The organism is Algicella marina, from assembly GCF_009931615.1.
Lineage (GTDB): Bacteria > Pseudomonadota > Alphaproteobacteria > Rhodobacterales > Rhodobacteraceae > Algicella > Algicella marina.
On record NZ_CP046620.1, the window covers coordinates 3,542,855 to 3,567,962 of the forward strand.

Below are 25,108 nucleotides of genomic sequence, written 5' to 3' on the forward strand. Positions count from 1 at the left end.
GCGCGCCCATTCAGGGGATACCTATGCTCTTCCGCGCTCTCATCCTGTGCTTTGCCTTCTGCGCATCCATTGCCAGCGCCCAGTCATTTTCCGAACTGGCGGCGCAACTGCCCGAAGGGGATTACGATGATCGCGCTGCCGTCATCGCCGATATCGCCGCGACGGGTGACCCTGCAGCGGTGCCATTGTTGGAGGCCCTCGCCGAAGGCGACTTGCAGACACTGAAGGCAGACGGCCGCCTTGTGCGCGTCACCAAGGAAAACAAGGACACAATTGCCTTCGATGCCGTCACAGGTGAACGCATCGGCGAAATTGGCCGGCGAGACGGCTCCAAGGTGCGCGTCAACAACAGCCTGCGCCGCTCTATCCGCGCGGCGCTCGGCATTCTCACGCTGCGGGATGCCAACCCCTTCAAACGCCTTGAGGCCGCCAATGCCGCCTTCAAGGCCGCGGATCCGGAGCAGCTCGAAGCCCTTCGTGCCGCCCGCGAGGCCGAGGAAAATCCCGGCGTCGCCAGTGCCCTCGACAGCGCCATCGCAGCGGTGACTCTTGTCTCCGATGAGCCGACGGAGGCGAAGATCGAGGCCATCGCCCTCATGCGCACCAAAGGCGATCAGGACGCACTCTCCGTTCTTACGCCGCTGATGGCAGATGACGAACTGGGCGATGCCGCCACCAAGGCTGTCACCGCCATCGAGCGCGCCCAGCAATTCTGGACCGTTGGCCAGAACGTCTGGTACGGCCTCTCGCTCGGCTCCGTCCTCTTGCTCGCGGCCATCGGCCTTGCCATCACCTTCGGCGTGATGGGGGTCATCAACATGGCGCATGGCGAACTGGTGATGCTTGGTGCCTATACCACCTTCTTCGTGCAGGAAATCATCCGCAATTCCGCACCCGAACTCTTCGGCTATTCGCTTGCCATCGCCGCCCCCCTCGCCTTCCTCGTGGCCGGCGGTGTCGGCGTCGGTATCGAGCGTGGAGTGGTCCGCTTCCTCTACGGCCGCCCGCTGGAAACACTGCTGGCGACATGGGGTATCTCTCTCATCCTCCAGCAGACCGTGCGTTCGATCTTCGGCCCGAACAACCGCGAGGTCGGCAACCCGCAATGGATGTCCGGCGCGTTCGAGGTCGGCCAGCTCACCATCACCTACAACCGCCTCTGGATCCTCGTCTTCGCGCTCATCGTCTTCTTCGGCCTGCTGCTGGTGCTGAAGCGCACGCCGCTCGGCCTGCAGATGCGGGCGGTGACGCAGAACCGGGCGATGGCCGCGAACATGGGCATCCGCACCGGCTGGGTGGACGCGATGACCTTCGGCCTCGGCGCCGGCATCGCCGGGCTGGCGGGCGTGGCGCTCTCTCAGATCGACAACGTCTCCCCCAACCTCGGCCAGTCCTACATCGTCGACAGCTTCATGGTCGTGGTCTTCGGCGGCGCGGGCAACCTCTGGGGCGCACTGGCGGGGGCGTTCAGCCTCGGCATCGCCAACAAGTTCCTCGAACCCTACACCGGCGCGGTGCTGGCGAAGATTCTCGTGCTGGTGGCGATCATCCTCTTCATCCAGAAGCGGCCGCGTGGGCTCTTCGCGGTGCGCGGACGGGCGGTGGAAGCATGACCTCGGTCGCGCCGTTTGAGGCATTTCAAAACGAGGGGCCGGCCCATCGTTGTCATTGGTCCTCGGATCAATGGCACACCAATGACGATCCCCGGGATATTTTTGGAAAAATGAAGGGGCGCGCATGTTGGGTCTAATCGACAAGCGGATGGGGATCTTCCTCGCCGGCCTTTTCGTGCTGACGGTGGCGATCCCCGTCGGCAACCTCGTGCTGGCGGGCCAGCCGGTGCCATCCTATGTCGTCTCGCTGCTCGGCAAGTACCTCTGCTATGCCCTGCTCGCCGTCGCGCTCGATCTCGTGTGGGGCTATTGCGGCATCCTCTCGCTCGGCCACGGCGCATTCTTCGCGCTCGGCGGTTACGCGATGGGCATGCACCTGATGCGCGAGATCGGCGACCGCGGCGTCTATGCCAACCCGCTGCTGCCCGACTTCATGGTGTTCCTGAACTACCAGGAACTGCCGTGGTTCTGGTACGGGTTCGACAGTTTCCTTTTCGCCTGCCTGATGGTGCTGCTGGTGCCGGGCCTTCTGGCCTTCGTCTTCGGCTGGTTCGCCTTCCGCTCCCGCGTTACCGGCGTCTACCTCTCGATCATTACCCAAGCGCTGACCTACGCCCTGATGCTCGCCTTCTTCCGCAACGAAATGGGCCTGGGCGGCAACAACGGGCTGACCGACTTCAAGGACGTGCTCGGCTTCAACCTGCAATCGGACACCACGCGCGCGGGGCTGTTCATCCTCACGGCGATCGCCCTCGCCGCCGGGCTGCTGATCTCCAAGGCGATCACCTCCTCTAAGCTCGGCAAGATCCTCGTCGCGATCCGCGATGCCGAAAGCCGCACCCGTTTCATCGGCTACCGGGTGGAGGAGTACAAGCTGTTCGTCTTCGTCGTCTCCGCCATGATGGCCGGTGTGGCGGGCGCGCTCTACACCCCGCAGGTCGGCATCATCAACCCCGGCGAATTTTCGCCCGCCAACTCCATCGAAATCGTCATCTGGGTGGCGCTCGGCGGGCGCGGCACGCTGGTGGGGGCCGCCATCGGTGCGATCCTCGTGGCGCTGGCCAAGACGCTGCTGACGGGCTGGCTGCCGGAAATCTGGCTCTTCGCACTCGGCGCGCTCTTCGTCTTCGTCACCATCTTCATGCCGAAGGGCGTGCTCGGCGTGATCGAGAACCTCAAGCCCGCGGCCAAGCCGCAACCCGTACCGCAGGAGGCCGAGGCATGACCAGCCAGATTTATCTCGATGGCGTCAACCGCTCCTTCGACGGCTTCAAGGCGATCAACAACCTCTCGCTCACGGTCGACAAGGGCGAGCTGCGTGCGATCATCGGCCCCAACGGTGCCGGCAAGACCACGATGATGGACATTATCACCGGCAAGACGCGCCCCGACTCGGGCGAGGTGTTCTGGAACGAAAAGGTCGACCTCACCCGCATCGACGAGGCCGGCTCCGCCCGGCTCGGCATCGGCCGCAAGTTCCAGAAACCCACCGTGTTCGAGACGCTGACGGTGGAAGACAACATCGCGCTGGCGCTGAAGGATGATCGCTCCGTCTTCGCCACGCTGTTCCACCGCCAAACCGCGGCGGACGCCACCAAGATCACCGAACTGCTGGAACTGGTGAAGCTGGAGCCCGAACGCGCCCGCCTCGCCGCCGACCTTTCTCATGGCCAGAAGCAATGGCTGGAAATCGGCATGCTGCTGGCGCAGGACCCGGAGCTTCTGCTGGTGGATGAACCCGCCGCCGGCATGACCGATGCCGAAACCATGCGCACCGCCGACCTGCTGAAGGATATCGCGGGCCAGCACACCGTGATCGTGGTGGAACACGATATGGAGTTCGTCCGCGCGCTCGACTGCAAGGTCACCGTGCTGCATCAGGGCCACGTGCTGGCCGAAGGCAACCTCGATCATGTCTCCGCCAATCCGGAAGTGATCGAAGTGTATCTGGGCCGATAGACCATGCTGAACATTTCCAATCTCAACCTTCATTACGGCGCCGCGCAGGCCCTGAAGACCGTTTCGCTCACCGCGAAACCCGGCGAGGTGACCGCCGTGCTCGGCCGCAACGGCGTGGGCAAGACTTCGCTGATGCGCGCCATCACCGGCCGCCACCCGATCAGCGGCGGCTCCATCGAGTGGCAGGGCGCCGATATCTCGCGCCTGCGGTCCGACCGCCGGGCACAGGCCGGCATCGCCTCGGTGCCGCAGGGCCGCGAGGTGTTCCCGCTGCTGACGGTGCGCGAAAACCTCGAAACCGGCTTTGCCACCCTGCCGCGCACAGAGCGCCGGATCCCCGACGACGTGTTCAACCTCTTCCCGGTGCTGCGCGACATGCTCCGCCGTCGCGGCGGCGATCTCTCCGGTGGCCAGCAGCAGCAGCTCGCCATCGGCCGGGCGATGGTGACGCGGCCCAAGCTCTTAGTGCTCGACGAGCCGACCGAAGGCATCCAGCCCTCGATCATCAAGGATATCGGCCGCGCCATCGACTTCCTGCGCGAGCAGGGCGACATCGCCATCATCCTCGTCGAGCAGTATTTTGAGTTTGCCCGCGACCTCTGCGACACCTACGCTGTGATGGACAGGGGCGAGGTGGTACTCACGGGCCGCCGCGAAGACATGAACGAGGAAGATGTTCGACGCTGGCTTACAGTCTGATCTTCAGCGCGCCCGGGGACGGGGCTTCGTCGGCTGGCGGGCGGCGAATGGCCGCACGAAACTGGCTGATCTCCATCAGTCCGGCTGCGCCAAGATCCTCCTGCCCCAGACTTATGGAGCCCCGCCGGAAGCCGTAATCATCAACACCTCCGGCGGCATCACCGGCGGCGACAGGCTGACCTACGGGGCCGAGGTTGGGGCAGGGGCCAGCGCCACCGTCACCACCCAGGCGGCAGAGCGGATCTACCGCGCGAGCCACGGCACAGCCCGGATCGACACGCATTTGCGCATCGGCGCGGGCGCCAGCCTCCACTGGCTACCGCAGGAAACCATCCTCTTCGAGGGCGCCGCGCTGGCCCGCACGCTCACGGTCGAGATGGCCGAAGACGCCACCGCCCTTCTGCTGGAAACGGTGGTTCTCGGCCGCGAGGCGATGGGCGAAACCCTCGCGCAGGCCAGCCTGACGGAGACATGGCGCATCACCCGCGATGGCCGCCTCGCCCATGCCGAAGCCCTGCGCCTCGGCCCCGAGATGGCGGCACTGCAAGGCGCGGCCACGCTCAACGGCCACCGCGCGCTGGCAACCCTCGTCTATCTCGCTCCGGATGCGGAGAACAGGCTGGAGGAGGCCCGCGCCCTCCTGCCGGAAGGCGCCGCCGCCTCCGCCTGGGGCGGCCGGCTTGTCTGCCGCTTTCTCGGCGCACCCGCGATGCTGAAACCCGCAATCGCCCAGTTTCTCACCCGTTTCCGCGCCGCACCGCTGCCGCGCGTCTGGCACTTGTAAGGAGGCCCCATGAACCTCACCCCCCGTGAAAAGGACAAGCTGCTTGTCTCCCTCGCCGCGATGGTCGCCCGCGGACGGCTGGAGCGCGGCGTCAAGCTGAACCACCCCGAGGCCATCGCGCTCATCACCGATTATGTTGTCGAGGGCGCGCGCGACGGCCGCTCCGTCGCCGAGCTTATGGAAGCCGGTGCGCATGTCATCACGGCCGAGCAGTGCATGGACGGAATCGCCGAGATGATTCACGATGTGCAGGTAGAGGCGACCTTCCCCGACGGCACCAAGCTCGTCACTGTCCACGCGCCTATTCGCTGAAGCCCGACCGAAACATTCGCAATACCGAACCCGCCCGAAAACCATACCGTTTCCAGCCTCTCATATTTCCTCAAATATCCCCGCCGGAGGCATCCGACGCCAGCAACAGGAGACACGCATGATCCCCGGAGAACTGATGCCCGCCGCGGGCGATATCACGCTGAACGAAGGCGCCGACCAGATCACTCTCACCGTCGCCAACACCGGCGACCGCCCGGTGCAGGTCGGCTCCCACTACCATTTCGCGGAGACGAACCCGGCCCTAGACTTTGACCGTACCGCCGCCCATGGCATGCGCCTCGACATCGCCGCCGGCACCGCTATCCGGTTTGAGCCGGGCCAGTCGCGCGACGTGCCGCTGGTGCCCTATGGCGGCGCGCGCCGGGTCTTCGGCTTCAACCAGAAGGTCATGGGCGACCTCTGACCCTCAGCAACAGGAGAGACTGACATGTGTGATGCCTGCGTGATGAATGCCGTCCGCGACCGGATGCTGAGCCGCCGCGATCTCTTCCGCGGCAGTGCCGCCGCCACGGCCGCCGCGGCGCTGGCCACCGTCGCCGCCCCGCCCGCGCTCGCCGCCGGGCACGGCGGCGTGGCGGACATGACCCATGCCTATGACGAGAGTTTTCCAACCTTCTCCGGTGCGCCCGGCATCACTTACGACAAGAAATATGACATCGGTTCAGATGGTTACAACCTCTATGTCCTCTCGATAGACGAGCATACCGGCACCCATATCGACGCGCCGCTGCACTTCTCCGCCGATGGCGCAAGCGTCGATCAACTCCCCGTTGCCGATCTGGTCGTGCCGCTTGCCGTCGTCGATATCCGCGAAAAGGCCGCCGCCGACCCGGATGCGCAGGTAACCCCCGACGATCTGAAAGCCTGGATCGAGGCCAACGGCGCGATCCCGGAAAGGGCCTGCGTCGCCATGCTGTCTGGCTGGGCCGAGAAGGTCGGCACCGACGGCTTCCGCAACGCCGACGACAGCGGCGCCATGCACTTCCCCGGCTTCCACCCAGAAGCCGCGCAGATGCTGCTGGACGAAACCACCGCCGCCGCCATCGCAGTCGACACGCTGTCGCTCGACCACGGCATTTCGGCCGATTTCGCAACGCACTACCTCTGGCTGCCGGCGGGCCGCTACGGCATCGAATGCCTCGCGGGCCTCGACGCCATGCCAGCCACCGGCGCCACGCTCATGGTCGGCGCGCCGAAGCACAGGCGCGGCACCGGCGGTCCCGCCCGCATCTTCGCGTTGTCGTGATGCGCAACGGAACGCCCTTCGATTTCTTCCGCCTCGGCGTCGCACAGGCGAAGATGATGGGCGAGGCGCAGGCCGTCATCGCCATGCGCCTCGCCGGCATGGCGGGTATCTGGTCCGTCCTGCCGTCCGAAAACATGCGCATGATCACCGAGAAACAGGCCGCCTTCACCCGCGCGTGGTTCGCCGCGGCGGGCAGCGCTTCCAAGGGCCAGTCCTCGACCCAGATCGCCACCGCCGCACTCCGGCCGGTGGCGAAGACGGCGAGCGCCAACCGCAAGCGCCTCGCCCGCCGAGGGCTGAAATGATCGCCGTGCGCGAACTTACCCTCACAACCGTCCGCACGGCCGAGGACATCGCCGATGTCACACGCCTGACATGGGCGTTCTTCGACTACATTGTCACGCGATACCCCGCCAAGAAGGCGATGATCGACAACTACATCGCCCTGCAGGACGTGGCCGGCAAGCTTCGTGACTTCGCCACGTACTTCAACCCGCCCGCCGGCGAATGCCTATTGGCGCGGCTGGATGGCACCGCCGCCGGCATCGTCATGCTGCGCCCTGAGGGGCCGGGCCTGTGCGAACTCAACCGTATGTACGTCACCCCCGAGGAGCGCGGCAATGGCGTCGCCCGCGCTTTGTGCCTGCGCCTGATGGCGGAGGCCCGCATGCTCGGCTACTCCGAGATGCGCCTCGACGCGGTGGACGAAACCGTCGAGGCCGTGCCGCTCTACCGCAAGCTCGGTTTCGAGCAGGATTGGGATCCACCCGAGTGGGTAAAAATGGATCCGGACATCGTCTCTCTCAGGCAAAGGCTCTGAATGTCTGCATCGGCCTTCACATCACCCCCCATCCGCCAGCGGTGGCAGGCTCCTCAGATAGAGGATGATCGCCGCAAGATCGTCGGCGCTCATCTGCGACAGGTAGCCATATGGCATCGGCGGCGCCATTGGGCTGCCATCGGGGCGCACGCCCTTCACGATCATGTCCGCAATCTCGGCATCTGTGTAGTCCGCCAGTCCGTCCTCGTGGCTGGTCAGGTTCGACGCAACGGAAGTGCCCCATGGCCCGTGAAACTCGAACCCACCGCGCCCGAGGTCCGTCTCCAGCATCGGCCCCTGCGGCCCCATTGGCGTATGGCACTCCATGCAATGTGCCAACGGCCCGGCGAGGTATTCCCCGTATTCCACAGTCACGCCTGCCGGTACGGTGGCCACGCCCTCGACGGGCGGGCCGTAGGCAGGTGGCAGCGGGATGCGGTACTCGGAGGGTGGAACCTCCATGTCAACAGCGGGCACTGTCCGCAGAAATGCGACAACGGAGGCAAGATCGTCATCCGACAGGCTGCGATACATCGCGAACGGCATCGGCGGTCCGATCAGGCTGCCGTCGGGCCGGATGCCTTCGCGGATCGCACGGGCAAGCTCCGCATCGCTCCACTCCGCAATCCGGCTGGCGGGTGTGATGTTCGGCGCATAAGCGGTGAAGGCATCGTTATCTTCCACCAGCCTGCCGCCCATCTCCTGATCCATGATAAATCCATCCGGGCCCATGGGCGTATGGCAGTTGCCACACCCCATGATCCCGCGCACAAGATATTCACCGCGCCCGAGGTCGGGCTCGGCTACGGCAGGCACGGCGAAAAAGCTGGCTGCCGCCAGAAAAACAACGCTACGCATGATGGAAAGCACCTCCCCAGGGCCTTGTGTGATCTATGCTGAAGCTACGCCCGCTGCGACATTCTGTCAAAGAGTCGCTCCGGCCCACTGGGGCCCGAAAGCCGTATTCGAAGCCTTCAAATGAGGGCGTTGTCCCCCGTTTCTCCACCGTCAGAGGAGTCTGAACCCATGCCCACGAGCATCCCCCGCGCCGCCTATGCCGACATGTACGGCCCCACCACCGGCGACCGTCTGCGACTTGCGGATACGGATCTTATCATCGAGGTGGAGCGGGACCTGACCACCTATGGCGAAGAGGTGAAATTCGGTGGCGGCAAGGTCATCCGCGACGGCATGGGCCAGAGCCAGGCCACGCGGGCGGAGGGTGCGGTTGACACCGTGATCACCAACGCGCTCATCGTCGATCACACCGGCATCTACAAGGCCGATGTCGGGCTGCGCGACGGCCGCATCCACAAGATCGGCAAGGCGGGCAACCCCGACACACAGCCCGGCGTTGATATCGTCATCGGGCCGGGCACCGAAGCCATTGCGGGCGAGGGCCGCATCCTTACCGCCGGCGGCTTCGATTCCCATATCCACTTCATCTGCCCACAGCAGATCGACGATGCGCTCCACTCAGGCGTCACCACGCTTCTGGGCGGCGGTACCGGCCCCGCGCACGGCACGCTCGCCACCACCTGCACGCCAGGCCCGTGGCACATCGGTCGGATGCTGCAATCGCTCGATGCCTTCCCGATCAACTTCGGCCTGTCCGGCAAGGGCAACGCCTCCCAGCCCGGCGCGCTTGTCGAAATGGTCAAGGCGGGCGCCTGCGCGCTCAAGCTGCACGAGGATTGGGGCACCACCCCCGGCGCCATCGACTGCTGCCTTTCGGTGGCCGACGACATGGATGTGCAGGTGATGATTCACACCGATACGCTGAACGAGAGCGGCTTCGTGGAAAACACCGTCGCCGCCATGAAAGGCCGTACCATCCACGCTTTTCACACCGAAGGCGCGGGCGGGGGCCACGCGCCCGACATCATCAAGGTCTGCGGCGAAAGCTTCGTGATCCCCTCCTCCACCAACCCCACGCGCCCCTACACCGTGAACACGTTGGAAGAGCATCTCGACATGCTCATGGTCTGCCACCACCTCGACAAGTCGATCCCAGAGGATGTCGCCTTTGCGGAATCCCGCATCCGCAAGGAAACCATCGCCGCCGAGGATATCCTGCACGACATGGGCGCCTTCTCGATCATCGCGTCCGACAGCCAGGCGATGGGCCGCATCGGCGAGGTGCTGATCCGCACTTGGCAGACCGCCGACAAGATGAAGAAACAGCGCGGTCGCCTCGCTGAAGAAACCGGTGAGAACGACAATTTCCGTGTCCGCCGTTACATCGCGAAGTACACCATCAATCCCGCGATCACCCATGGCATGAGCCAACACATCGGCAGCATCGAGGAAGGCAAACGCGCCGACCTCGTGCTCTGGTCACCGGCCTTCTTCGGTGTGAAGCCTGAAATGGTGCTGGTAGGCGGCACCATCGCCTGCGCCCAGATGGGCGACCCCAACGCCTCCATTCCGACGCCACAGCCCGTCTACACCCGCCCAATGTTCGGCGCCTTCGGCCGAAGTCAGGAGGCGAGTTCCGTCTCCTTCGTCTCCGCAGCCGCAGCGGCCGAAGGTATCGGCAGCAGCCTCGGCCTGCGCAAACAGACGGTGGCGGTGGAAAATACCCGCGCCATCTCCAAGGCGTCGATGGTGCTGAACGATGCGACCCCGGAAATCGACGTCAACCCGGAAACCTATGAAGTTCGGGCCAACGGCGAATTGCTCACCTGTGAACCGGCGAAGGAACTGGCAATGGCGCAGCGCTATTTCATGTTCTGAGCAGCCTACAACCCCTCGGCCACGGCCACTTCCGGCACTGTCACATCCGGTCCCAGCGTCTGGTGAGTCCTGACCGAGACAACCTCATGTAGGGCGTAATACCGGGTGTCGTCGCGAATCTCCGGAGGGAGCAGTCGTTCGTCGAGCCTGCGACTGTGGCGGCGGTGCAGCGTCACGCTGTAGCGCTCGCCATGGCAACCGGACCCGTATTCGGAAATGATCCTGTCGCATATTTCCCGTTCCCGCGCCTTCAATCTGCCAATCTGTTTCCGGATTTCTCCCAACTCATCAATGGGGTGGCAATTTTTAATCATGGAAAACCTCCTCTGCCCCGGAACGTAGGAAGAACTGGTTAACGGAAAGTAAAGCTCTGCGTGCCGGTGCAAACCCGCAACATCAACACTATCAAAAACGCTTTGGCGCTGGCCACGCGCCACCCCTTCCGTTCTAATTCGAACAACTTTTACGGGAGGTTCTCCTTGCTCCGCCTAGCAAATCTCTGTCTCGCAATTCTTGCCCTCGCCGCCCCGGCCGCCGCGCAGGAAGACTCATTGCCACTATGGGAAATTCGAACCGGCGCCTTCGGTCTCTATGCCCCGGATTACCCGGCTTCGGGCAACTATCGGCTGAATGGTCTGGCCTATCCCAACATCCAGTACAGGGGTGAGTTCATCCGCCTCGGCGGTTCCGCCGCCGCGCGCCTCGTGCCAGTGGACAATCCACGCTACGAGATAGGCATCTCGCTGGATGCATCCTTCGCCGCCAACAGCGACGACAACGAATTGCGTGAGGGCATGCCCGATCTCGGCTACCTCTTCGAACTCGGGCCCGAATTCATCCTGCATGGCCCGACCTTCAATACTGGTAGCATCAGCGGAAAACTTGATTTCGCCCTTCAGGGCCGCGCCGTCTTCTCGGCCGACCTTGATGAGGGTATTGGCTACGAAGGCCTCGTACTCGAACCGGCTGTAAGGTACGAAGTCCTCGATCTCCTGGGCGAAGGCTCCCGCATCCGCGCGTCCATCGGCCCGATCTTCGCCACCGAGCGTCTGCACGACTACTTCTATGAGGTCGCGCCGGGCTTCGCAGCCCCCGGCCGCCCTGCCTATGATGCCGAAGGCGGCTATCTGGGCACCGAGGCCAGCCTTGGCGTCTCCCTGCCGCTGTCCGACCGTTTCCGCCTCTTCGGCGGGCTCGGCCTCGGCTACTACGCTGGTGCCGCCAACACCGACAGCCCGCTCTACGAGGAGGATCTCAACGGCTATGTCTTCTTCGGTGGCAGCGTCACCCTGTTCGAGAGCAGGCGCAAGGTGGTCCGCTAGATGTTTCGCCTTTTCGCCGCGGTAGTCCTCTTGCCCGCACCCCTCTGTGCGGCCTGCCCGGTCGCGGGCGATCTTGATGGCGGCATATACGTCACCGACAATGATGGCGCCTTCACCCGCTTTACCCGTGAAGGCGATCTGATTGTCGAGCAGACGGAATTTTTCGAGACCGGCGAGGCCTATCGCTACACCGTCGCCCGTGGCCTGTTCATCCGCTCGTACGCTGACGTGGTCGATGACGCACCGGTAGAAGATACACAGGAAGCATACGGCTATAGCCGCGATCCCGGAACTGCCGAGATCGGCGAGAACGCCCTCTGGCAAACGCGCCTGATCGTCACCTTCGCAGACGGCAGTGATCCGGTGACCGAGAACTACACGTTCTCGTCGGGCACCGCTCGCGACGTTGCGATCGGCGCCTGCAACTATCGCGCCATCCCGGTCGCACATACGACCCTGCGACGTGACGAGGGCTCGTTCATCTTCGTGCAGAACTACCTTACCGATCTCGGCATCGCCGTCGCCACCGGTTACTATGACATTCCGGGCGGTTTCAGTTTCACGCCCTATCGCAGCATCGAAATTTCGACGGAACGCCCGAACGGCCCCTGACGTCTGCCCCTTCTTTTTGCACCTGCGCTGCTTTCCGACAGCCAACGCTGCATGACCCCTTGTTTCCACCGCGCCCGCGCGGTTTGATGCCGCAAGACAGAGGAGAAGGCCATGCTCAAGGCACAGAATGTTGTCAACGCCCCAGCGCCTGCAGATGCGACAGTGACACTCGCCTATGATGACAGGTTCCGCCGCCGTATGGCCATGCAAACCGATCAGGGCACACCGTTTCTGCTGGATTTGCCTGAGGCACGGGAACTGCGAGCAGGCGAAGCGCTGGAACTCGAAGATGGCACCTGTATCACCATTCGCGCCGCTCCGGAGGATCTGATGCGCGCCGAAGCCCAGGATCCTAATCACCTCGTCCGCACCGCTTGGCATGTTGGCAACCGTCACCTCGCCTGCGAGATACACCCCGGCCATCTCATCCTCCGCTGGGATCATGTGATTGCCGAGATGCTCGAAGGTCTCGGCTGTAGTGTCAGCCGCATCGAGGCTCCGTTTCAGCCGGAAGGCGGCGCTTACGGCCATGGCCGCACTCACGGCCATTCCCACGATCACGGCCATCACCATCACAGCCATGCCTGATCCTCGCGAAGACCAGATTTTCCAGAGCTGGTTCTCTCCCGCCTATCCCGTGGGTGCGTTCAGCTACAGCCATGGGCTGGAGCAGGTGATATCTGAAGGCAGCGTTGTTGATAGCGCGGGCCTGATGGACTGGATCGCCGATATTCTGCGTCACGGGGCGGGGCGCACCGATGGCATCCTCCTCTACGCCGCTGCCATGCCAGGCGCGGATGCCCAAGCGCTTTCCGATCTGGCCGCAGCGCTCGCGCCCAGCCGCGAACGCCATCTTGAGACGATGGCACAGGGCGAGGCTTTCGCCCGCACCACATCAGATGTCTGGGGCACCGATGCGACGCCGCGCGTTTACCCCGTAGCCGTCGGAATCGCCGTCGCCGCGCTCGGCCTCTCGCCCGCCCGTGCCGTCCGGCTCTATCTGCACGCCTTTTCGGCCAACCTCGTCTCCGCCGCCGTCCGCTACATGCCGCTGGGCCAGACCGACGGGCAAAAATGCCTTGCGGCTTTGCTGCCCGTGATCGAGGAAGTCGCAGCCGAAGCTGCCAAGTCCACGCCTGACGAAATCGGCAACGCAACGATGGCCGCCGATATAGCCGCCATGCACCACGAAACCCTGCCCACGAGGATCTTCCGTACATGAGCACCAACGGCCCCCTCCGCATCGGCATCGGCGGCCCGGTCGGCGCCGGCAAGACGACGCTGACGGAGAAACTTTGCAAGGCGATGCGACAGCAGTACTCCCTCGCCGTCATCACCAACGATATCTACACCGCCGAAGATGCCGAGGCGCTGATGCGCGCGCAGGCATTGCCGCTGGAGCGTATTCGCGGCGTGGAAACCGGCGGCTGCCCGCACACCGCGATCCGCGAGGATGCCTCGATCAACCTCGCCGCCGTGGCCGAGCTATCGGCGGCCTTCCCGGATCTTGATGCCATCTTCATCGAGTCGGGTGGCGACAACCTCGCCGCCACCTTCTCGCCCGAGCTTGCCGACATCACGATCTACATGATCGACGTGGCGATGGGCGAGGAGATCCCGCGCAAGGGCGGCCCCGGCATCACCCGTTCGGACCTGCTGATCATCAACAAGACCGAACTGGCACCCTATACCGGCACATCGCTCGAAGTGATGGAGCGCGACGCCCGCATCCAGCGCGGCCCCCGCCCCTTCCTCTTCGCCGACCTCCGCTCCGGCAAGGGCGTGGAGGCCATCGTCGCCGAGTTGGAACGCCTCGGCGGGCTGGTGCCGAAAGCGGCGTGAGGAGTGCGCCGGCTCGGCCACGCACTGGCGATTGTCTTCCTGACACTCCTCACTCAACTCGGCGGTATGGCCTGGCTGCTATCCCTTCGTGCAAAGGGCTTCCCGCTCCTTCCACATCTCAGCCACGACGACGGACGGAAGCTCGATATCGCGCTCTGGAACGTCGACGAGAGTGGCAGCTACCAGGCCGGGCGACATCCCTCGCCTATCGGCTACTGGGCCTTCGATCCGCGTGTGGACAACGCCCCTGACCCATGTCGCGAAACGCGTGGGCTATCGCTGCGCTGGGATATGGCATGGCTCCAGCCCTACGTTCGCAAGGGGCTGGCGCTCGATCCCGAACGGCTCGGCGCGGCGCTTCGCTGGCTGACGCGGGAGGGCCCGGAAGCCGGGCTCGGCAAGGTCTTCGTTGAGCCGCATATCGCGCAGCGGTCGGCGATATCATCCACCGTCATCCGCTTTCAGGGCTGTCGCGCCACCCGGCATGACGACCACATCCATATCGAACTGGCGAACTGACGGCGGCTGACGCAGCGCCGAAATCGCCTCCCAGCCCGGAAAAATGCGAAACGGCCTCGGGATTCGGCGCGGACAGCGGAAAGCACAGATACTCGACTTCCATCGCCGGTACGTGACCGGCCGAAACCTTTGTGCGGAGGCTTACGAGATCATCTGCGCCCCGGTGCTCGGCATCCCGTCGAAATCCACGATGCCGTGACCGAAGCGGCCGTTCCAGCCGTCTTGCGTCGGTTGCCGGGCGCCGGACTTCAGCATCCCGAAGATCTCCGAAGGCGGCTCGGTGCGGTAGACAGTGCGCAGCCCTGCCACCATTCCGGCCACAACCCCGCAGGCGGCGGAAGTGCCGGTGCAAATCGTGCCCGGATCGTCATTTTCGCCGAACCAGCTTGGTGCCGCCACGTCCGGCTTTCGGTTCGGCTCGCCTCCATTCAGGCTCGCAGGGCCCAGCCCATGCGAGGCGTTGCCGATCCATTCTCCGTTTGTCGTCACCGCGCCTACAGTCAAGACATCGGGCAGGGCGTTCACACCTTTTATCGAGCGGCCGTTACCCCGGTCATACACACCGGCGGAAACATCCGGGCCGAAGGCACCGAAATTCCCGGCAGCGAAGATGATGTCGAACTCCGCCGCCATCTCCCGCACCAGCTTGTTCAACGGATGGTCCGGCCCGTCGCTGAAGCGCTCGTTCGTCGGAAGGTCCAGATCGTACTCCTGGATCGTGTCGGCCACCGCCCAGGCATTCACCAATACCCATGGCTCGTCGGCATGCGGCCCGTTGGCCTTTGCCTCGCGGATGCCGTTATACAGCAGTTCCGCATCCTCGGTGAAACCGTCCACCTGCGTCACCCTGCTTGGCAGCAGTGGCGCATCGTAGAGTCGCGCCTCCGGGGCCAGGCGCAGCACGTTTCGGGCAATCATGTTGCCATGCCAGGCGCCGGGTTTGCCGCCGATGTCCACGAACTCTCCCGGTTTGTGGCGGCGCGGGTCCCGGTCGATGAAGCCGCCGCCGTAGTTCATGCCGGGCATCACGGCCCGCAGGTAGTCCAGCGTGAAGCCCACGTCGATGATCACGACGTTCACGTTCGCGCCCGTCCACTCCGGATGCCGGTGGCCCAGATGGCCGTTGCTCCAGTCCGCCCCGATCAGCGTCATGGCTTCGCCCGCCGTACCGAAGCTGGAGGCGCCGTTCTTGGCCGGCGTCCAGTGAAATTTCGGCGACGGTATCTGGGCAGATACCATCGGCAGGCTCACCGCCACCGCCTTTCGCTCGTCCTTTGCTGCCGCTGGTTTTCGCGGCAACACGCAGTCCTGCCCCCCACACTCCAGATGACCGACCTTGCGCTTGGCCTCGGACACATCCGCATCCTCGATCAGGGTCACCACCTCGGCTTTGTCAAGCAGATTGGAACGAACCGTATTCACGTCGTCTTCCGGCCCTACCAGCCCCCAGACCTGAGCGGTTTTGCCGGCTGCATCCACCATGGCCGAACCGGCAAGGGATTCGGCCGCTCCGGTGCCGCTGCGGGCGTCGAGTGTGGCCTTCACGCTGTCGGTAAGTGTTACGTTTTTGAGCAATCTTTTGCGTGCTTCCGGCATTCCCCGTCCCTCGTGACTACAGCCAGCACACTATTTCCGGCTGACGTTGCGGCAGTGATATTTATCACTGTAAACGATAGTTGGCGCCGTTAGGCAAAAAACTGCTGACAGACGCGCTCCGCATTACCTATACTTGGGATTATTGGGGTCCTAAAGATATGTCGCGTACCATGACGTCTTCGGCCGAAGGGCTGGAAAGACCAGACATCGCCTCCGCAACGGCGCGCCAACTGATGTGCGTCGTTTTTGCGGATATGGCTGGCTATTCCGCGCTGACGTCCCGCGACGAGGCGGGCACCCACGCGATGTGGATGAAGTTCGTCAACCAGATCGTCATTCCCAAGACGCGAGAGCAGAACGGCACCATCATCCGCACGCTCGGCGATGGCATACTCATGACATTCGAGAGCGCCTCGGCCGCCGTGAAATGGTCCCTCGACGTGCAAAAGGCGATCAAGGACGCCCGCGTCGAGAGTATCAATCCCTATCGTGGCCTTGCCCTCCGCATTGCCGTCCACATCTGCGAGGCGATCTGTGACGGTGCCGACGTCTACGGTGACGGCGTCAATATCACCAAGCGCCTGCAGGACAGCACTGCGCCCGATGGCATCATCGTGTCGGAGGAACTCTATTTCGCAGTGCGCAAGGCGATCCCACTGCAGGTTCGCAACCTCGGATTCCTGAACCTCAAGAACATCTCGGAGCCGGTTCGCGCTTTCGAGATCATCCAGACGGCAGCCCTGCCGGCCTCCGGCTTTCTCGAGATCCAGAGCAATCTGCCGTCCATCGCCGTATTGCCGTTGCAGAACCTCTCCGGCAAGGACAGCGACACCTATTTCTCCGATGGTGTGGTCGAGGATATCATCATTTCGCTCTCCGCCCTGAAGGAGCTGTTTGTCATCAGCCGCGCCTCGGCGCTCGCCTTCGGCACCGGCCCGACAGACCCACGAGAGGTCGGCCGAATCCTCGGCGTTCGCTATGTTTTGCAAGGGACGATGCGCCGCTCGGAAGCGCGGATTCGTGTGTCCACAACCCTGTCCGATACGCAGTCCGGAGAGACCTTATATTCAGAAAAATGTGAATTTTCCCACAGCGACTTATTCGAGGTGCAAGATAGGATCGTGGAGCGTGTGGTGTCCCGCATTGCGCCCAATGTCCGAGCATCTGAAAGAACGCGTGCCTTGCGAAAACCTCCAGATAATTTCACCGCTTACGACAATTGTCTGAAAGCGCTGGACCTCATGACTTCGCTCGACAGGGCGCGGTTCGATGAGGCGATGGATTATCTGAACAAGGCAATGGAACTCGATCCGAACTTCGTCATGCCGGTCGCCTACGCCGCTCGTTGGCACTGCATCTACATCGGCCAGGGCTGGGCCGAAAATCGGGATGCCATGGTTGCCTCTGCCCGCGAGTACGCTTCCCGTGCCGTCAATCTGGATCGTCAGAACGCGCTGGCGCTAGCCGCCTACGGCCACGTGAAATCGTATCTGGAACGGGACTACGACAGCGCCATCGTCTTTCTCGACCGTGCCCGTGAACTCGCACCGTCCCATGCCCTTGCCTGGATCAACTCCGCCGCCGCCCTTTCCTATGTCGGACGCGCGGAGGAGGCGCTTGCCCATGCCGAGTTCGCTATCCGCCTCTCGCCGCATGACCCGGACATCTACATGTATTACGACGTGCTTTCCGGCGTGTACTACTGGAACGACAGGTTCTCCGAAGGCATTCTCTGGGCCAGCCAGGCTCGCGCGCTTAACGGATCCTATACATCAAACCTTCGCCAGCTTGCGGTCAACTACGCGGCCCTCGGCCAGAAGAAGGAAGCCAGGCGCGCAGCCGATGAACTGCTGCGCCTCGACCCGGACTTCCGGGTTTCAACCTATGCAGAAAACAGTTGCCCCTTCCGCGAACCAGAGAGCAAGGAGCGGTTTCTGAACCACCTCGCAGAGGCGGGTCTGCCCCAATAGCGCCTTCAGGGAGAAGTCGATGCCGGTAAAACCGAGTAACTATTCCAACTATTCCAATTATTCGAACTACTCCAATTACTCCAACTACTCCAATTACTCGAACTATTCTAACTACAGCTCCGGCGGTGCAGGCGGTGGCGCGGGCCGTGGCCTTGGTGCCAGTCCGGACAGGACGGCCGCCAATCCGACGGACAAGGTGAAGGATCGCTACTGGCACGCCAACGAATGGCCGCACGCAAACCCGCTTGCCTTTACAGGACCTTATGAGGAAGACGGCCCGGCCCGCCTGCACGAAATCTACGGGCAGGTGAAGGCACCCCTCCATTCCATGCGCTTCTGGTCCGCCACCAACTGGGCGGACAGCCTCGTGCCGGAATATTGCACCTTGTTCAACTGGGATCTGGAACTGCGCCCCGAATGGGCCATCGATGGCAACGATCCGGCAAAGAGCAAATGGGACGGCCATAAAACCGATAATGAACTCATCGAACTCACCCGTCTGATCGAATACCGCCCCGGCATGCTGCCCGAGGGTCTGGCCCAGGTCGGAGCGATGGTCGAATTCTTCAGCGGTATCCTCACTTTCAATCCCTCCACCCATCCGAAGACGACCCGGCTGATGTGGACGGGCCTGACCTTCGCCACCATCTCCGTGATGTTCTACAAACGCCGCTATGCTCGGCCGCGCCCCAGCGCCCTGCAACCAGCACTGATGCCGCCGATCGACCCTCCGGCACACGCGGCCTTTCCCAGCGGCCATTCCACTCAGGCGCACCTGATGGCCAATATTCTGCGCAAGGTCATGCCCGACATGACAACCAAGAAATACGGCCCGTGGAAGAATGGCGGTCGCGAGGAGCTCACGCGCGACCCCCTGGCCGACATGGCCGAACGCATCGCCCGCAACCGCGAGGTCATGGGCCTGCACTATCCCAGCGACAGCGATGCCGGCCGCAAGCTGGCGGACGCGATTTTCGGCGTCATGGATGGCTGGGACCAGCTTGGCGACATGTGGCTAGACGCCAAGAAGGAATGGGAAGTCTGAGAGGAAGCGGCCCGGCCACTGTGCCGGGCCTGCATCCTACCGACTGTGGGCCGACGACCGGCTGACCGTCTTGCGGGTAAAGAACTCCAGCATCATCCCGATCACCAGCCCGACGGCACAGAAAATCGTGGGATACTCCAAGTTGGAATTCTGCGGAACATAATTGACGAACATCGCGCCCCGCATCTGATCAATGCAATGAAACAGCGGGTTCCATGCGAAGAACGGGATGACGGCGGCAGGCAACATGTTGGCCACGAAAAACTTGCCGCTGGTGAAGAAATTAGCGCGTTGATAGACGGTCGCCAACAGTTTGACGAGATCCGGTGCAAACGGCTTCACGCCCAGGAACAGCAACCCGATCGATACACCGCTCAGCCAGGTCAGCATGAAGGGCGCGATCAGGCCCCCCCAGTTGTAGACGTCGATCTCACCCTTGAACACGAACAACCCGAGCAGGATGACCCCCAGCGCGAAAACATGCAGGTACAATTGCTTGATCGCGCCGGCAACGATCATCAGGGCAGGGGTCACAGGTGCATGCTGTTGCAGGGCGCCGACGGAACTGCCCGAGGCCAGTACCCCGCTTATCGCTCCGACATGCAGGAAGAAAAGCAGAAAGCCGCTGACAAGATAAAGCACAGCGTCGCCGCGGATCATCGCCGACCGTGCGCCAAGGACCTCGAACATCACATAAAAGATGCCCACCATCAGCAATGTCCGAGACGCCGCCATGAACAGTCCGACCACGGGGTTACGCGAATTCTCGTGCCGGACTTCGCGCACCACTGTGTGGAAGACGAGTTCCTGGAACGTGAAGAAATCCATCAGCAGGGATTGCCTGCGTTCGATCATGCCTTCGGCCCTTCTTCTGCACGTTTCCATGCCGGATCGGCGGCACCTCGCCGCGCCTCTCGCACACGCACAATATGGCTGTTATACCAAGAAAATAGTCCGTGCAAATCACACCTCCTTGCCATAGACCCTGCCACCAAAGCCAATTTCCGTGAAGGAGCCCCCCTTGGATACTGCAAACATCTGTTCCGTGTTCCGACGCCTTGCCCTCGAAGCGGGTGCGGAAATCATGAAGGTTTATAACGCGGAAGAGATGGGTGTGCGCTCCAAGGCCGACGAGAGCCCAGTTACCATTGCCGACGAGACGGCCGACAAACTCATCTTCGCGGGCCTCACGGCCGCACTGCCGGACATCCCGGTCGTCACCGAGGAACAGGCAGCCAGCCACGATCTCAAGGCCGCGACCTTCATCATCGTCGATCCGCTCGACGGCACGAAGGAGTTCATCCAGCGCCGCGGCGATTTCACCGTCAATATTGCCCTCGTCGTCGATGGCGTGCCCACCCGCGGTGTCGTCTACGCTCCCGCCAAGAACCGGTTGTTCTATACTGATGCAGAGGGCCGCACGGTGGAAGAAAAGGGTGCCTTCGACCTCGATACACCCGGTGAAACAACTCCGCTGAAAGTGCGTGACGCCGACAACACTGCGCTCGTCGTCGTCGCCTCCAAGTCTCACCGCGATGCCGCGACCGATGAGTACATCAACAAGTACGAGGTGGCCGATTCCACGTCTGCCGGTTCCTCTCTGAAATTCTGCCTTGTCGCCGCCGGCGAGGCCGATCTCTACCCCCGTCTCGGCCGAACGATGGAATGGGATACCGCCGCCGGCGATGCCGTCCTGCGCGGCGCAGGCGGGGCTGTCGTCCGCTTCGACGATCACACGCCGCTTACATACGGCAAGCCGGGGTATGAGAACCCGTTTTTCATCGCCTACGCGCCCGATGTGGCCCTGAAGCCCGCCTGAACCCATGCGAACTCTGATTGTTGTCCCGGCGCGTTACGCCTCCACCCGCTATCCCGGCAAACCGCTGGTGGAACTCACCGGGCCGGATGGGGAAAAACGCACTCTGATCCGTCGCAGTTGGGAAGCCGCAACGCAGGTAGATGGCGCGGATCGGGTCGTTGTCGCCACGGATGACGACCGTATTGCCGATCATGTGCGCGGTTTCGGCGGCGAAGTGATAATGACATCCGAGGCCTGCGAGAATGGCACCGCCCGTTGCGCCGATGCCCTGAACGCGCTTGGCGAACAGGCTGACATCATCGTCAATCTTCAGGGCGATGCCCCGCTGACACCACCATGGTTTGTCGAGGCACTGATCGATGCAATGAAGGCCGATCCAGGTCTCGCCGTCACCACCCCGGTGCTTCGTTGCGACGCTGCCGCACTCTCCGGCTTTCTGGAGGACCGGCGCGAGGGTCGCGTCGGCGGCACCACCGCCGTGTTCGCTGCAGATCGCACAGCGCTCTATTTTTCCAAGGAAGTCATACCCTATACCGGCAAGACGCTGACAGATTCCGATGACATTCCCGTTTTCCATCACGTCGGGGTCTATGCCTACCGTCCTGACGCACTCGCCCGCTACATTACCTTTCCCACAGGCCTGTTGGAGAAATGGGAAGGGCTGGAACAACTTCGCTTCATGGAGAATGGCATCCCGGTCACCTGTGTCGAGGTGGAGGCCCGTGGCCGCGAATTCTGGGAACTCAACAATCCGGTCGATGTTGCCCGCATAGAGGCCATTCTCACCAAACAAGGGCTCTAATGAGCGCGGCGCCCCCCGTCAGCCTCGTTATCGTCAATTTCGACAGGGAAGTGTCGCTTGCCCTGCTTCTGAAGAGTCTCGAATATCAGCGCTACCCGAATTTCGAGATTATTCTCGTATCCAACCTGCCACCCGAACGCCGCCCGGATAGCCCGCTGCCGATCCGTTGGATCACCTTCACCCAGCGCAACATCTCGGCGGCCCGCAACATCGGGATCAATGCCGCACAGGGCGAGATCATCGCCTTCTGCGACGATGATGCCGTGCCCGAATACAGCTGGCTCGGCACGCTCACCAGGGCCTTCGAGACGCCGTCCGTCGGCAGCGCCGGTGGCTTTGTCCGTGGTCGCAATGGCGTGGCATTTCAGTGGAAATGCGCATTGATCGACAGGCTCGGCCGGGACAAGCGCATCGGCCTGCCAGACCAGTCCATCCGGGTGTTCCCGGCCAGCAGCGACAGGGCACTGAAGACTGTTGGCACCAATTGTGCGTTCCGCGCCAAGCCTCTTCGTGACATCGGCGGTTTCGACGAGGCGTTTCACTTTTATTTGGACGAGGCCGACGTCAACATCCGCCTCGCGGATGCCGGCTGGGATGCAGCGATGGTGCCGCTGGCGGAGGTGCACCACGGCTATGCCGAAGGCCCCTATCGCAACAACCATCGTGTGCCCAAGACCCTGTTCGAGATCGGCGCCAGCGAAGCCTATTTCGTCAACCGCCACAGCCCGGACGCGGCGCTGGACGCGCATCTTGCCAGCTTCACGGCCAATCAGTTGAAGCGCCTCCGTGTCCTGTTCCAGAACGGCCTGATCACGGAGCGCAGGCTGACCTTTCTCATCGCCTCGCTTGCCGAAGGATTCGAGGAAGGCAAATCCCGTCAACAGCGGCTTCTGCAGCCCGCGCCGCCGCCGAACGCGGCCTTTGCGCCGGTGCCCCGCAATCCGTCACCGCAACCGCCTGTCCTGCTGGTCGCCAGACCCTATCAGCCCCGCCCGGGCATCCGTCGTCGCGCGGCCGCCGCTGCTGCCGAAGGCCGCGAGGTGACGTTGATCGAACCGGAATACAGTCATCGCAATCTCAACGTCCGCTATGATGTGCAAGGCTTCTGGGTCCACCGCTTCGGCATCGCCGGATTCGCCGAAAGGGATGCCCCCCGCCCATTGCTTCCGCTCGCCGGACGTATCAAGGCGGAAATCAATCGTGTTGCAGTGCAGCGAGGACTGGATTGCGGTTCACTGTAACATCTGTCACACTTGTTTCGCGTGATATGGGTAATGGCTTTGTCACCGAATCCGGGAACATTCCGGCAGCCCGTGCGTTTCAGCGTTGGCGCGAGAGAACTGGTGTCAGATGTACAGGAGCACATATTCCTGTCCAACTTTAACCATCAAGTTCTGTTTCTAGGAACGGTGTAAAGATTTTATCCGTAATGCGCTCTACTGATATGAGCCACACTTGGGGGACACTAAATGCAGCGGAAAGTAACGAAGGCAGTATTTCCAGTAGCCGGTCTGGGAACACGCTTTCTGCCGGCGACCAAATCCATTCCGAAAGAAATCCTCAATTTGGTCGACCGACCGCTCATTCAGTATGCGATCGACGAGGCCCGTGAGGCCGGCATCCGCGAATTCATCTTTGTCACCTCGCGCGGCAAGTCCGCGCTGGAGGATTACTTTGACCGCGCCCCCGAACTCGAACAGAAGCTCAAGCAGAAGAACAAGACGGAGCTTATCGACGCCCTCAAGCAGACGAATATGGACAGCGGTGCAATTGCCTATGTCCGTCAGCACGAAGCGCTCGGCCTCGGCCACGCCGTTTGGTGTGCCCGCCGCCTGATCGGCAACGAACCCTTCGCCGTGCTTCTGCCCGATGACGTCATCTCCTCCGATGTCGGGTGCCTCGCACAAATGGTCGAAGCCTATGCCGAAACCGGTGGCAACATGGTCGCCGCGATGCAGGTGTCTGATGCCAATATTTCTTCCTATGGCGTCCTGGATGTGAAGGAAGACAAGGGTTCCGTTGTCTCGGTCAAGGGGATGGTCGAGAAACCGAAAGTGGAGGACGCACCCTCCAATCTCGCCGTTATCGGTCGATACATCCTGTCGCCCAAGGTTTTGAGAAACCTGAACAAGATGAAAAAGGGTGCAGGCGGAGAGATCCAGCTCACCGATGCTATCGCTCAGGAAATCGGCGAGTCCGACAACGTGTCCGGCTTCCGTTTCCGGGGCCAGCGCTACGATTGCGGTTCCAAGGCGGGTTTCCTGCAGGCAACTGTAGCTTTCGGGCTCGAACGTCCCGAATTGCGCGACGAATTCCGCGCTTTCCTTGCCGATACGGTTGCGCATCCGCAAGCCGCCGAATAATCAGAGCCGCGATACCTGCGGTTTGAGAGGTTCGGATGCGTAAAGTGCTCGTCACCGGTGGTGCCGGTTATATCGGCAGCCATGCGTGCAAACAATTGGCCGAGGCGGGCTACGAACCCGTAACCTACGACAACCTTTCCACCGGCTGGCAGGATGCCGTCAAATTCGGCCCTGCCGAAATTGGCGAACTGACTGACAGGGCGCGTCTGAATGAAGTCATCGCCCGCCACCAGCCCGAAGCGGTGATGCATTTCGCGGCGCTGTCCGATGTCGGCCAGTCCATGCGCGAACCCCAACTCTACTGGCGCAACAACGTCGTCGGTTCTATGACCCTGCTGGACGCCATAACCGCCGCCGAAATCCCGCGGTTCGTCTTCTCATCCACCTGTGCCACGTATGGAGAGCAGGACGGCGTCATGCTGGACGAGACAAGCAGCCAGAATCCGATAAACGCCTATGGCGGCTCCAAGCGCGCTGTCGAGGACATGTTGCGCGATTACGGCCGCATGTCCGGGCTCGCCCATGTCTCTTTCCGTTATTTCAATGTGGCGGGCGCGGACCCGGAGCGCCAGATCGGCGAATTCCACCGGCCCGAAACCCACCTCATTCCGCTGGCGCTGGATGCCGTCCGTGGCCGCCGCGACGCGCTCACCATTTTCGGCACCGATTACGAGACGCGTGATGGCACCTGTGTCCGCGACTACGTCCATGTGATGGACCTCGTGGACGCCCATATACGCGGTCTCGACTACCTCGCTTCAGGTGGCAAGGAGACGGTCTTCAACCTCGGCACCGGAAGCGGTTTCACTGTTCGCGAGGTCATCGATGCCGTCGCCGATGTGACCGAGCAGAAAGTGCCCTGCACAGAGGGGCCCCGCCGTCCCGGAGATTGTACGGCGCTCGTCTCCGGCAGCAGCAAGGCCCGCGAGATCCTCGGCTGGGAGCCGCAGTATTCCACCCTGCCGCAGATGATCTCCGACGCGTGGGGTTGGCACCAGTCGCAGGGATACATCAGGTGATCCGGCGCA

The 25,108-nt window shown here is 62.7% G+C and carries 28 protein-coding genes; 24 read left to right on the forward strand and 4 right to left on the reverse strand.

Annotation, left to right across the window (positions count from 1 at the left end; genetic code table 11):
* The first annotated feature begins 23 nt into the window (after positions 1-23).
* The 10 genes from urtB (at position 24) to GO499_RS17360 (ending at position 7,454) form a co-directional block, all read left to right on the forward strand.
* Positions 24-1,613: an urea ABC transporter permease subunit UrtB gene (gene urtB / locus GO499_RS17315; RefSeq protein ID WP_161863359.1), complete on the forward strand. Its 1,590-nt coding sequence runs from the start codon at positions 24-26 to the stop codon at positions 1,611-1,613.
* 124 nt (positions 1,614-1,737) lie between these two features.
* Positions 1,738-2,838 (forward strand): urea ABC transporter permease subunit UrtC, encoded by a 1,101-nt coding sequence (gene urtC / locus GO499_RS17320; protein ID WP_161863360.1) that lies wholly within the window; start codon positions 1,738-1,740, stop codon positions 2,836-2,838.
* On the forward strand, positions 2,835-3,572 hold the full coding sequence (gene urtD / locus GO499_RS17325; RefSeq protein WP_161863361.1) for an urea ABC transporter ATP-binding protein UrtD: 738 nt from the start codon (positions 2,835-2,837) through the stop codon (positions 3,570-3,572). The genes urtC and urtD overlap by 4 nt, the downstream gene beginning before the upstream one ends.
* 3 nt (positions 3,573-3,575) lie before the next feature.
* Complete coding sequence (gene urtE / locus GO499_RS17330) at positions 3,576-4,271, forward strand: urea ABC transporter ATP-binding subunit UrtE (protein WP_161863362.1); 696 nt, start codon at positions 3,576-3,578, stop codon at positions 4,269-4,271.
* Positions 4,246-5,055, forward strand: coding sequence for an urease accessory protein UreD (locus GO499_RS17335; protein WP_161863363.1), 810 nt, complete (start codon positions 4,246-4,248; stop codon positions 5,053-5,055). Before urtE ends, GO499_RS17335 begins: the two co-directional genes overlap by 26 nt.
* 9 nt (positions 5,056-5,064) lie before the next feature.
* A complete protein-coding gene (locus GO499_RS17340; RefSeq protein ID WP_161863364.1) occupies positions 5,065-5,367 on the forward strand; it encodes an urease subunit gamma in 303 nt (100 codons plus the stop codon).
* Positions 5,368-5,485: 118 nt separating this feature from the next.
* The gene (locus tag GO499_RS17345; protein WP_161863365.1) at positions 5,486-5,791 is read left to right on the forward strand and encodes an urease subunit beta; all 306 of its coding nucleotides are present in this window, start codon (positions 5,486-5,488) and stop codon (positions 5,789-5,791) included.
* Positions 5,792-5,815: 24 nt separating this feature from the next.
* Complete coding sequence (locus GO499_RS17350) at positions 5,816-6,634, forward strand: cyclase family protein (RefSeq protein ID WP_161863366.1); 819 nt, start codon at positions 5,816-5,818, stop codon at positions 6,632-6,634.
* Positions 6,634-6,939 (forward strand): antifreeze protein, encoded by a 306-nt coding sequence (locus tag GO499_RS17355; protein ID WP_161863367.1) that lies wholly within the window; start codon positions 6,634-6,636, stop codon positions 6,937-6,939. Before GO499_RS17350 ends, GO499_RS17355 begins: the two co-directional genes overlap by 1 nt.
* Positions 6,936-7,454: a GNAT family N-acetyltransferase gene (locus tag GO499_RS17360; protein ID WP_161863368.1), complete on the forward strand. Its 519-nt coding sequence runs from the start codon at positions 6,936-6,938 to the stop codon at positions 7,452-7,454. The genes GO499_RS17355 and GO499_RS17360 overlap by 4 nt, the downstream gene beginning before the upstream one ends.
* 21 nt (positions 7,455-7,475) lie before the next feature.
* On the opposite strand, the gene GO499_RS17365 is transcribed toward GO499_RS17360, so the two are convergent.
* Complete coding sequence (locus GO499_RS17365; protein WP_161863369.1) at positions 7,476-8,312, reverse strand: cytochrome c; 837 nt, start codon at positions 8,310-8,312, stop codon at positions 7,476-7,478.
* A 168-nt stretch (positions 8,313-8,480) separates the two neighbouring features.
* Here GO499_RS17365 and ureC point away from each other — a divergent pair, with 168 nt between their 5' ends.
* Positions 8,481-10,190, forward strand: a complete 1,710-nt coding sequence (ureC, locus tag GO499_RS17370; protein ID WP_161863370.1) for an urease subunit alpha — start codon at positions 8,481-8,483, stop codon at positions 10,188-10,190.
* A 5-nt stretch (positions 10,191-10,195) separates the two neighbouring features.
* Here ureC and GO499_RS17375 read toward each other — a convergent pair whose 3' ends face one another.
* Positions 10,196-10,504 carry a hypothetical protein gene (locus GO499_RS17375; protein WP_161863371.1) on the reverse strand — a complete coding sequence of 103 codons (309 nt, stop codon included), beginning with the start codon at positions 10,502-10,504 and terminating at the stop codon, positions 10,196-10,198.
* Between the two features lie 165 nt (positions 10,505-10,669).
* Here GO499_RS17375 and GO499_RS17380 point away from each other — a divergent pair, with 165 nt between their 5' ends.
* From GO499_RS17380 to GO499_RS17405, 6 genes are all read left to right on the forward strand, one after another.
* Positions 10,670-11,512, forward strand: a complete 843-nt coding sequence (locus tag GO499_RS17380; RefSeq protein ID WP_161863372.1) for a MipA/OmpV family protein — start codon at positions 10,670-10,672, stop codon at positions 11,510-11,512.
* Positions 11,513-12,124: a hypothetical protein gene (locus GO499_RS17385; RefSeq protein WP_161863373.1), complete on the forward strand. Its 612-nt coding sequence runs from the start codon at positions 11,513-11,515 to the stop codon at positions 12,122-12,124.
* Between the two features lie 111 nt (positions 12,125-12,235).
* Complete coding sequence (ureE, locus tag GO499_RS17390; RefSeq protein ID WP_161863374.1) at positions 12,236-12,712, forward strand: urease accessory protein UreE; 477 nt, start codon at positions 12,236-12,238, stop codon at positions 12,710-12,712.
* A complete protein-coding gene (locus GO499_RS17395) occupies positions 12,705-13,346 on the forward strand; it encodes an urease accessory protein UreF (protein WP_161864044.1) in 642 nt (213 codons plus the stop codon). The genes ureE and GO499_RS17395 overlap by 8 nt, the downstream gene beginning before the upstream one ends.
* Positions 13,343-13,966, forward strand: coding sequence for an urease accessory protein UreG (ureG, locus tag GO499_RS17400; RefSeq protein ID WP_161863375.1), 624 nt, complete (start codon positions 13,343-13,345; stop codon positions 13,964-13,966). The genes GO499_RS17395 and ureG overlap by 4 nt, the downstream gene beginning before the upstream one ends.
* A gap of 3 nt (positions 13,967-13,969) precedes the next feature.
* Entirely contained in the window at positions 13,970-14,485 is a 516-nt protein-coding gene (locus GO499_RS17405) for a hypothetical protein (RefSeq protein ID WP_161863376.1), read from the forward strand.
* 141 nt (positions 14,486-14,626) lie between these two features.
* On the opposite strand, the gene GO499_RS17410 is transcribed toward GO499_RS17405, so the two are convergent.
* A complete protein-coding gene (locus GO499_RS17410) occupies positions 14,627-16,081 on the reverse strand; it encodes a S8/S53 family peptidase (protein WP_161863377.1) in 1,455 nt (484 codons plus the stop codon).
* Positions 16,082-16,239: 158 nt separating this feature from the next.
* Here GO499_RS17410 and GO499_RS17415 point away from each other — a divergent pair, with 158 nt between their 5' ends.
* Positions 16,240-18,051 (forward strand): adenylate/guanylate cyclase domain-containing protein, encoded by a 1,812-nt coding sequence (locus tag GO499_RS17415; protein ID WP_161863378.1) that lies wholly within the window; start codon positions 16,240-16,242, stop codon positions 18,049-18,051.
* A 19-nt stretch (positions 18,052-18,070) separates the two neighbouring features.
* On the forward strand, positions 18,071-19,096 hold the full coding sequence (locus GO499_RS17420; RefSeq protein ID WP_161863379.1) for a phosphatase PAP2 family protein: 1,026 nt from the start codon (positions 18,071-18,073) through the stop codon (positions 19,094-19,096).
* Between the two features lie 36 nt (positions 19,097-19,132).
* On the opposite strand, the gene GO499_RS17425 is transcribed toward GO499_RS17420, so the two are convergent.
* Positions 19,133-19,951: an ABC transporter permease gene (locus tag GO499_RS17425; RefSeq protein WP_161863380.1), complete on the reverse strand. Its 819-nt coding sequence runs from the start codon at positions 19,949-19,951 to the stop codon at positions 19,133-19,135.
* Positions 19,952-20,117: 166 nt separating this feature from the next.
* On the opposite strand from GO499_RS17425, the gene cysQ reads away from it, so the two are divergent.
* The 5 genes from cysQ (at position 20,118) to galE (ending at position 25,099) form a co-directional block, all read left to right on the forward strand.
* Complete coding sequence (cysQ, locus tag GO499_RS17430; RefSeq protein WP_161863381.1) at positions 20,118-20,915, forward strand: 3'(2'),5'-bisphosphate nucleotidase CysQ; 798 nt, start codon at positions 20,118-20,120, stop codon at positions 20,913-20,915.
* 4 nt (positions 20,916-20,919) lie between these two features.
* Positions 20,920-21,717, forward strand: coding sequence for a 3-deoxy-manno-octulosonate cytidylyltransferase (locus tag GO499_RS17435; RefSeq protein ID WP_161863382.1), 798 nt, complete (start codon positions 20,920-20,922; stop codon positions 21,715-21,717).
* Positions 21,717-22,958 carry a glycosyltransferase family 2 protein gene (locus tag GO499_RS17440; RefSeq protein WP_161863383.1) on the forward strand — a complete coding sequence of 414 codons (1,242 nt, stop codon included), beginning with the start codon at positions 21,717-21,719 and terminating at the stop codon, positions 22,956-22,958. The genes GO499_RS17435 and GO499_RS17440 overlap by 1 nt, the downstream gene beginning before the upstream one ends.
* A gap of 228 nt (positions 22,959-23,186) precedes the next feature.
* A complete protein-coding gene (galU, locus tag GO499_RS17445; RefSeq protein WP_161863384.1) occupies positions 23,187-24,080 on the forward strand; it encodes a UTP--glucose-1-phosphate uridylyltransferase GalU in 894 nt (297 codons plus the stop codon).
* Between the two features lie 35 nt (positions 24,081-24,115).
* Positions 24,116-25,099, forward strand: a complete 984-nt coding sequence (galE, locus tag GO499_RS17450) for a UDP-glucose 4-epimerase GalE (RefSeq protein ID WP_161863385.1) — start codon at positions 24,116-24,118, stop codon at positions 25,097-25,099.
* Positions 25,100-25,108: the final 9 nt, after the last annotated feature.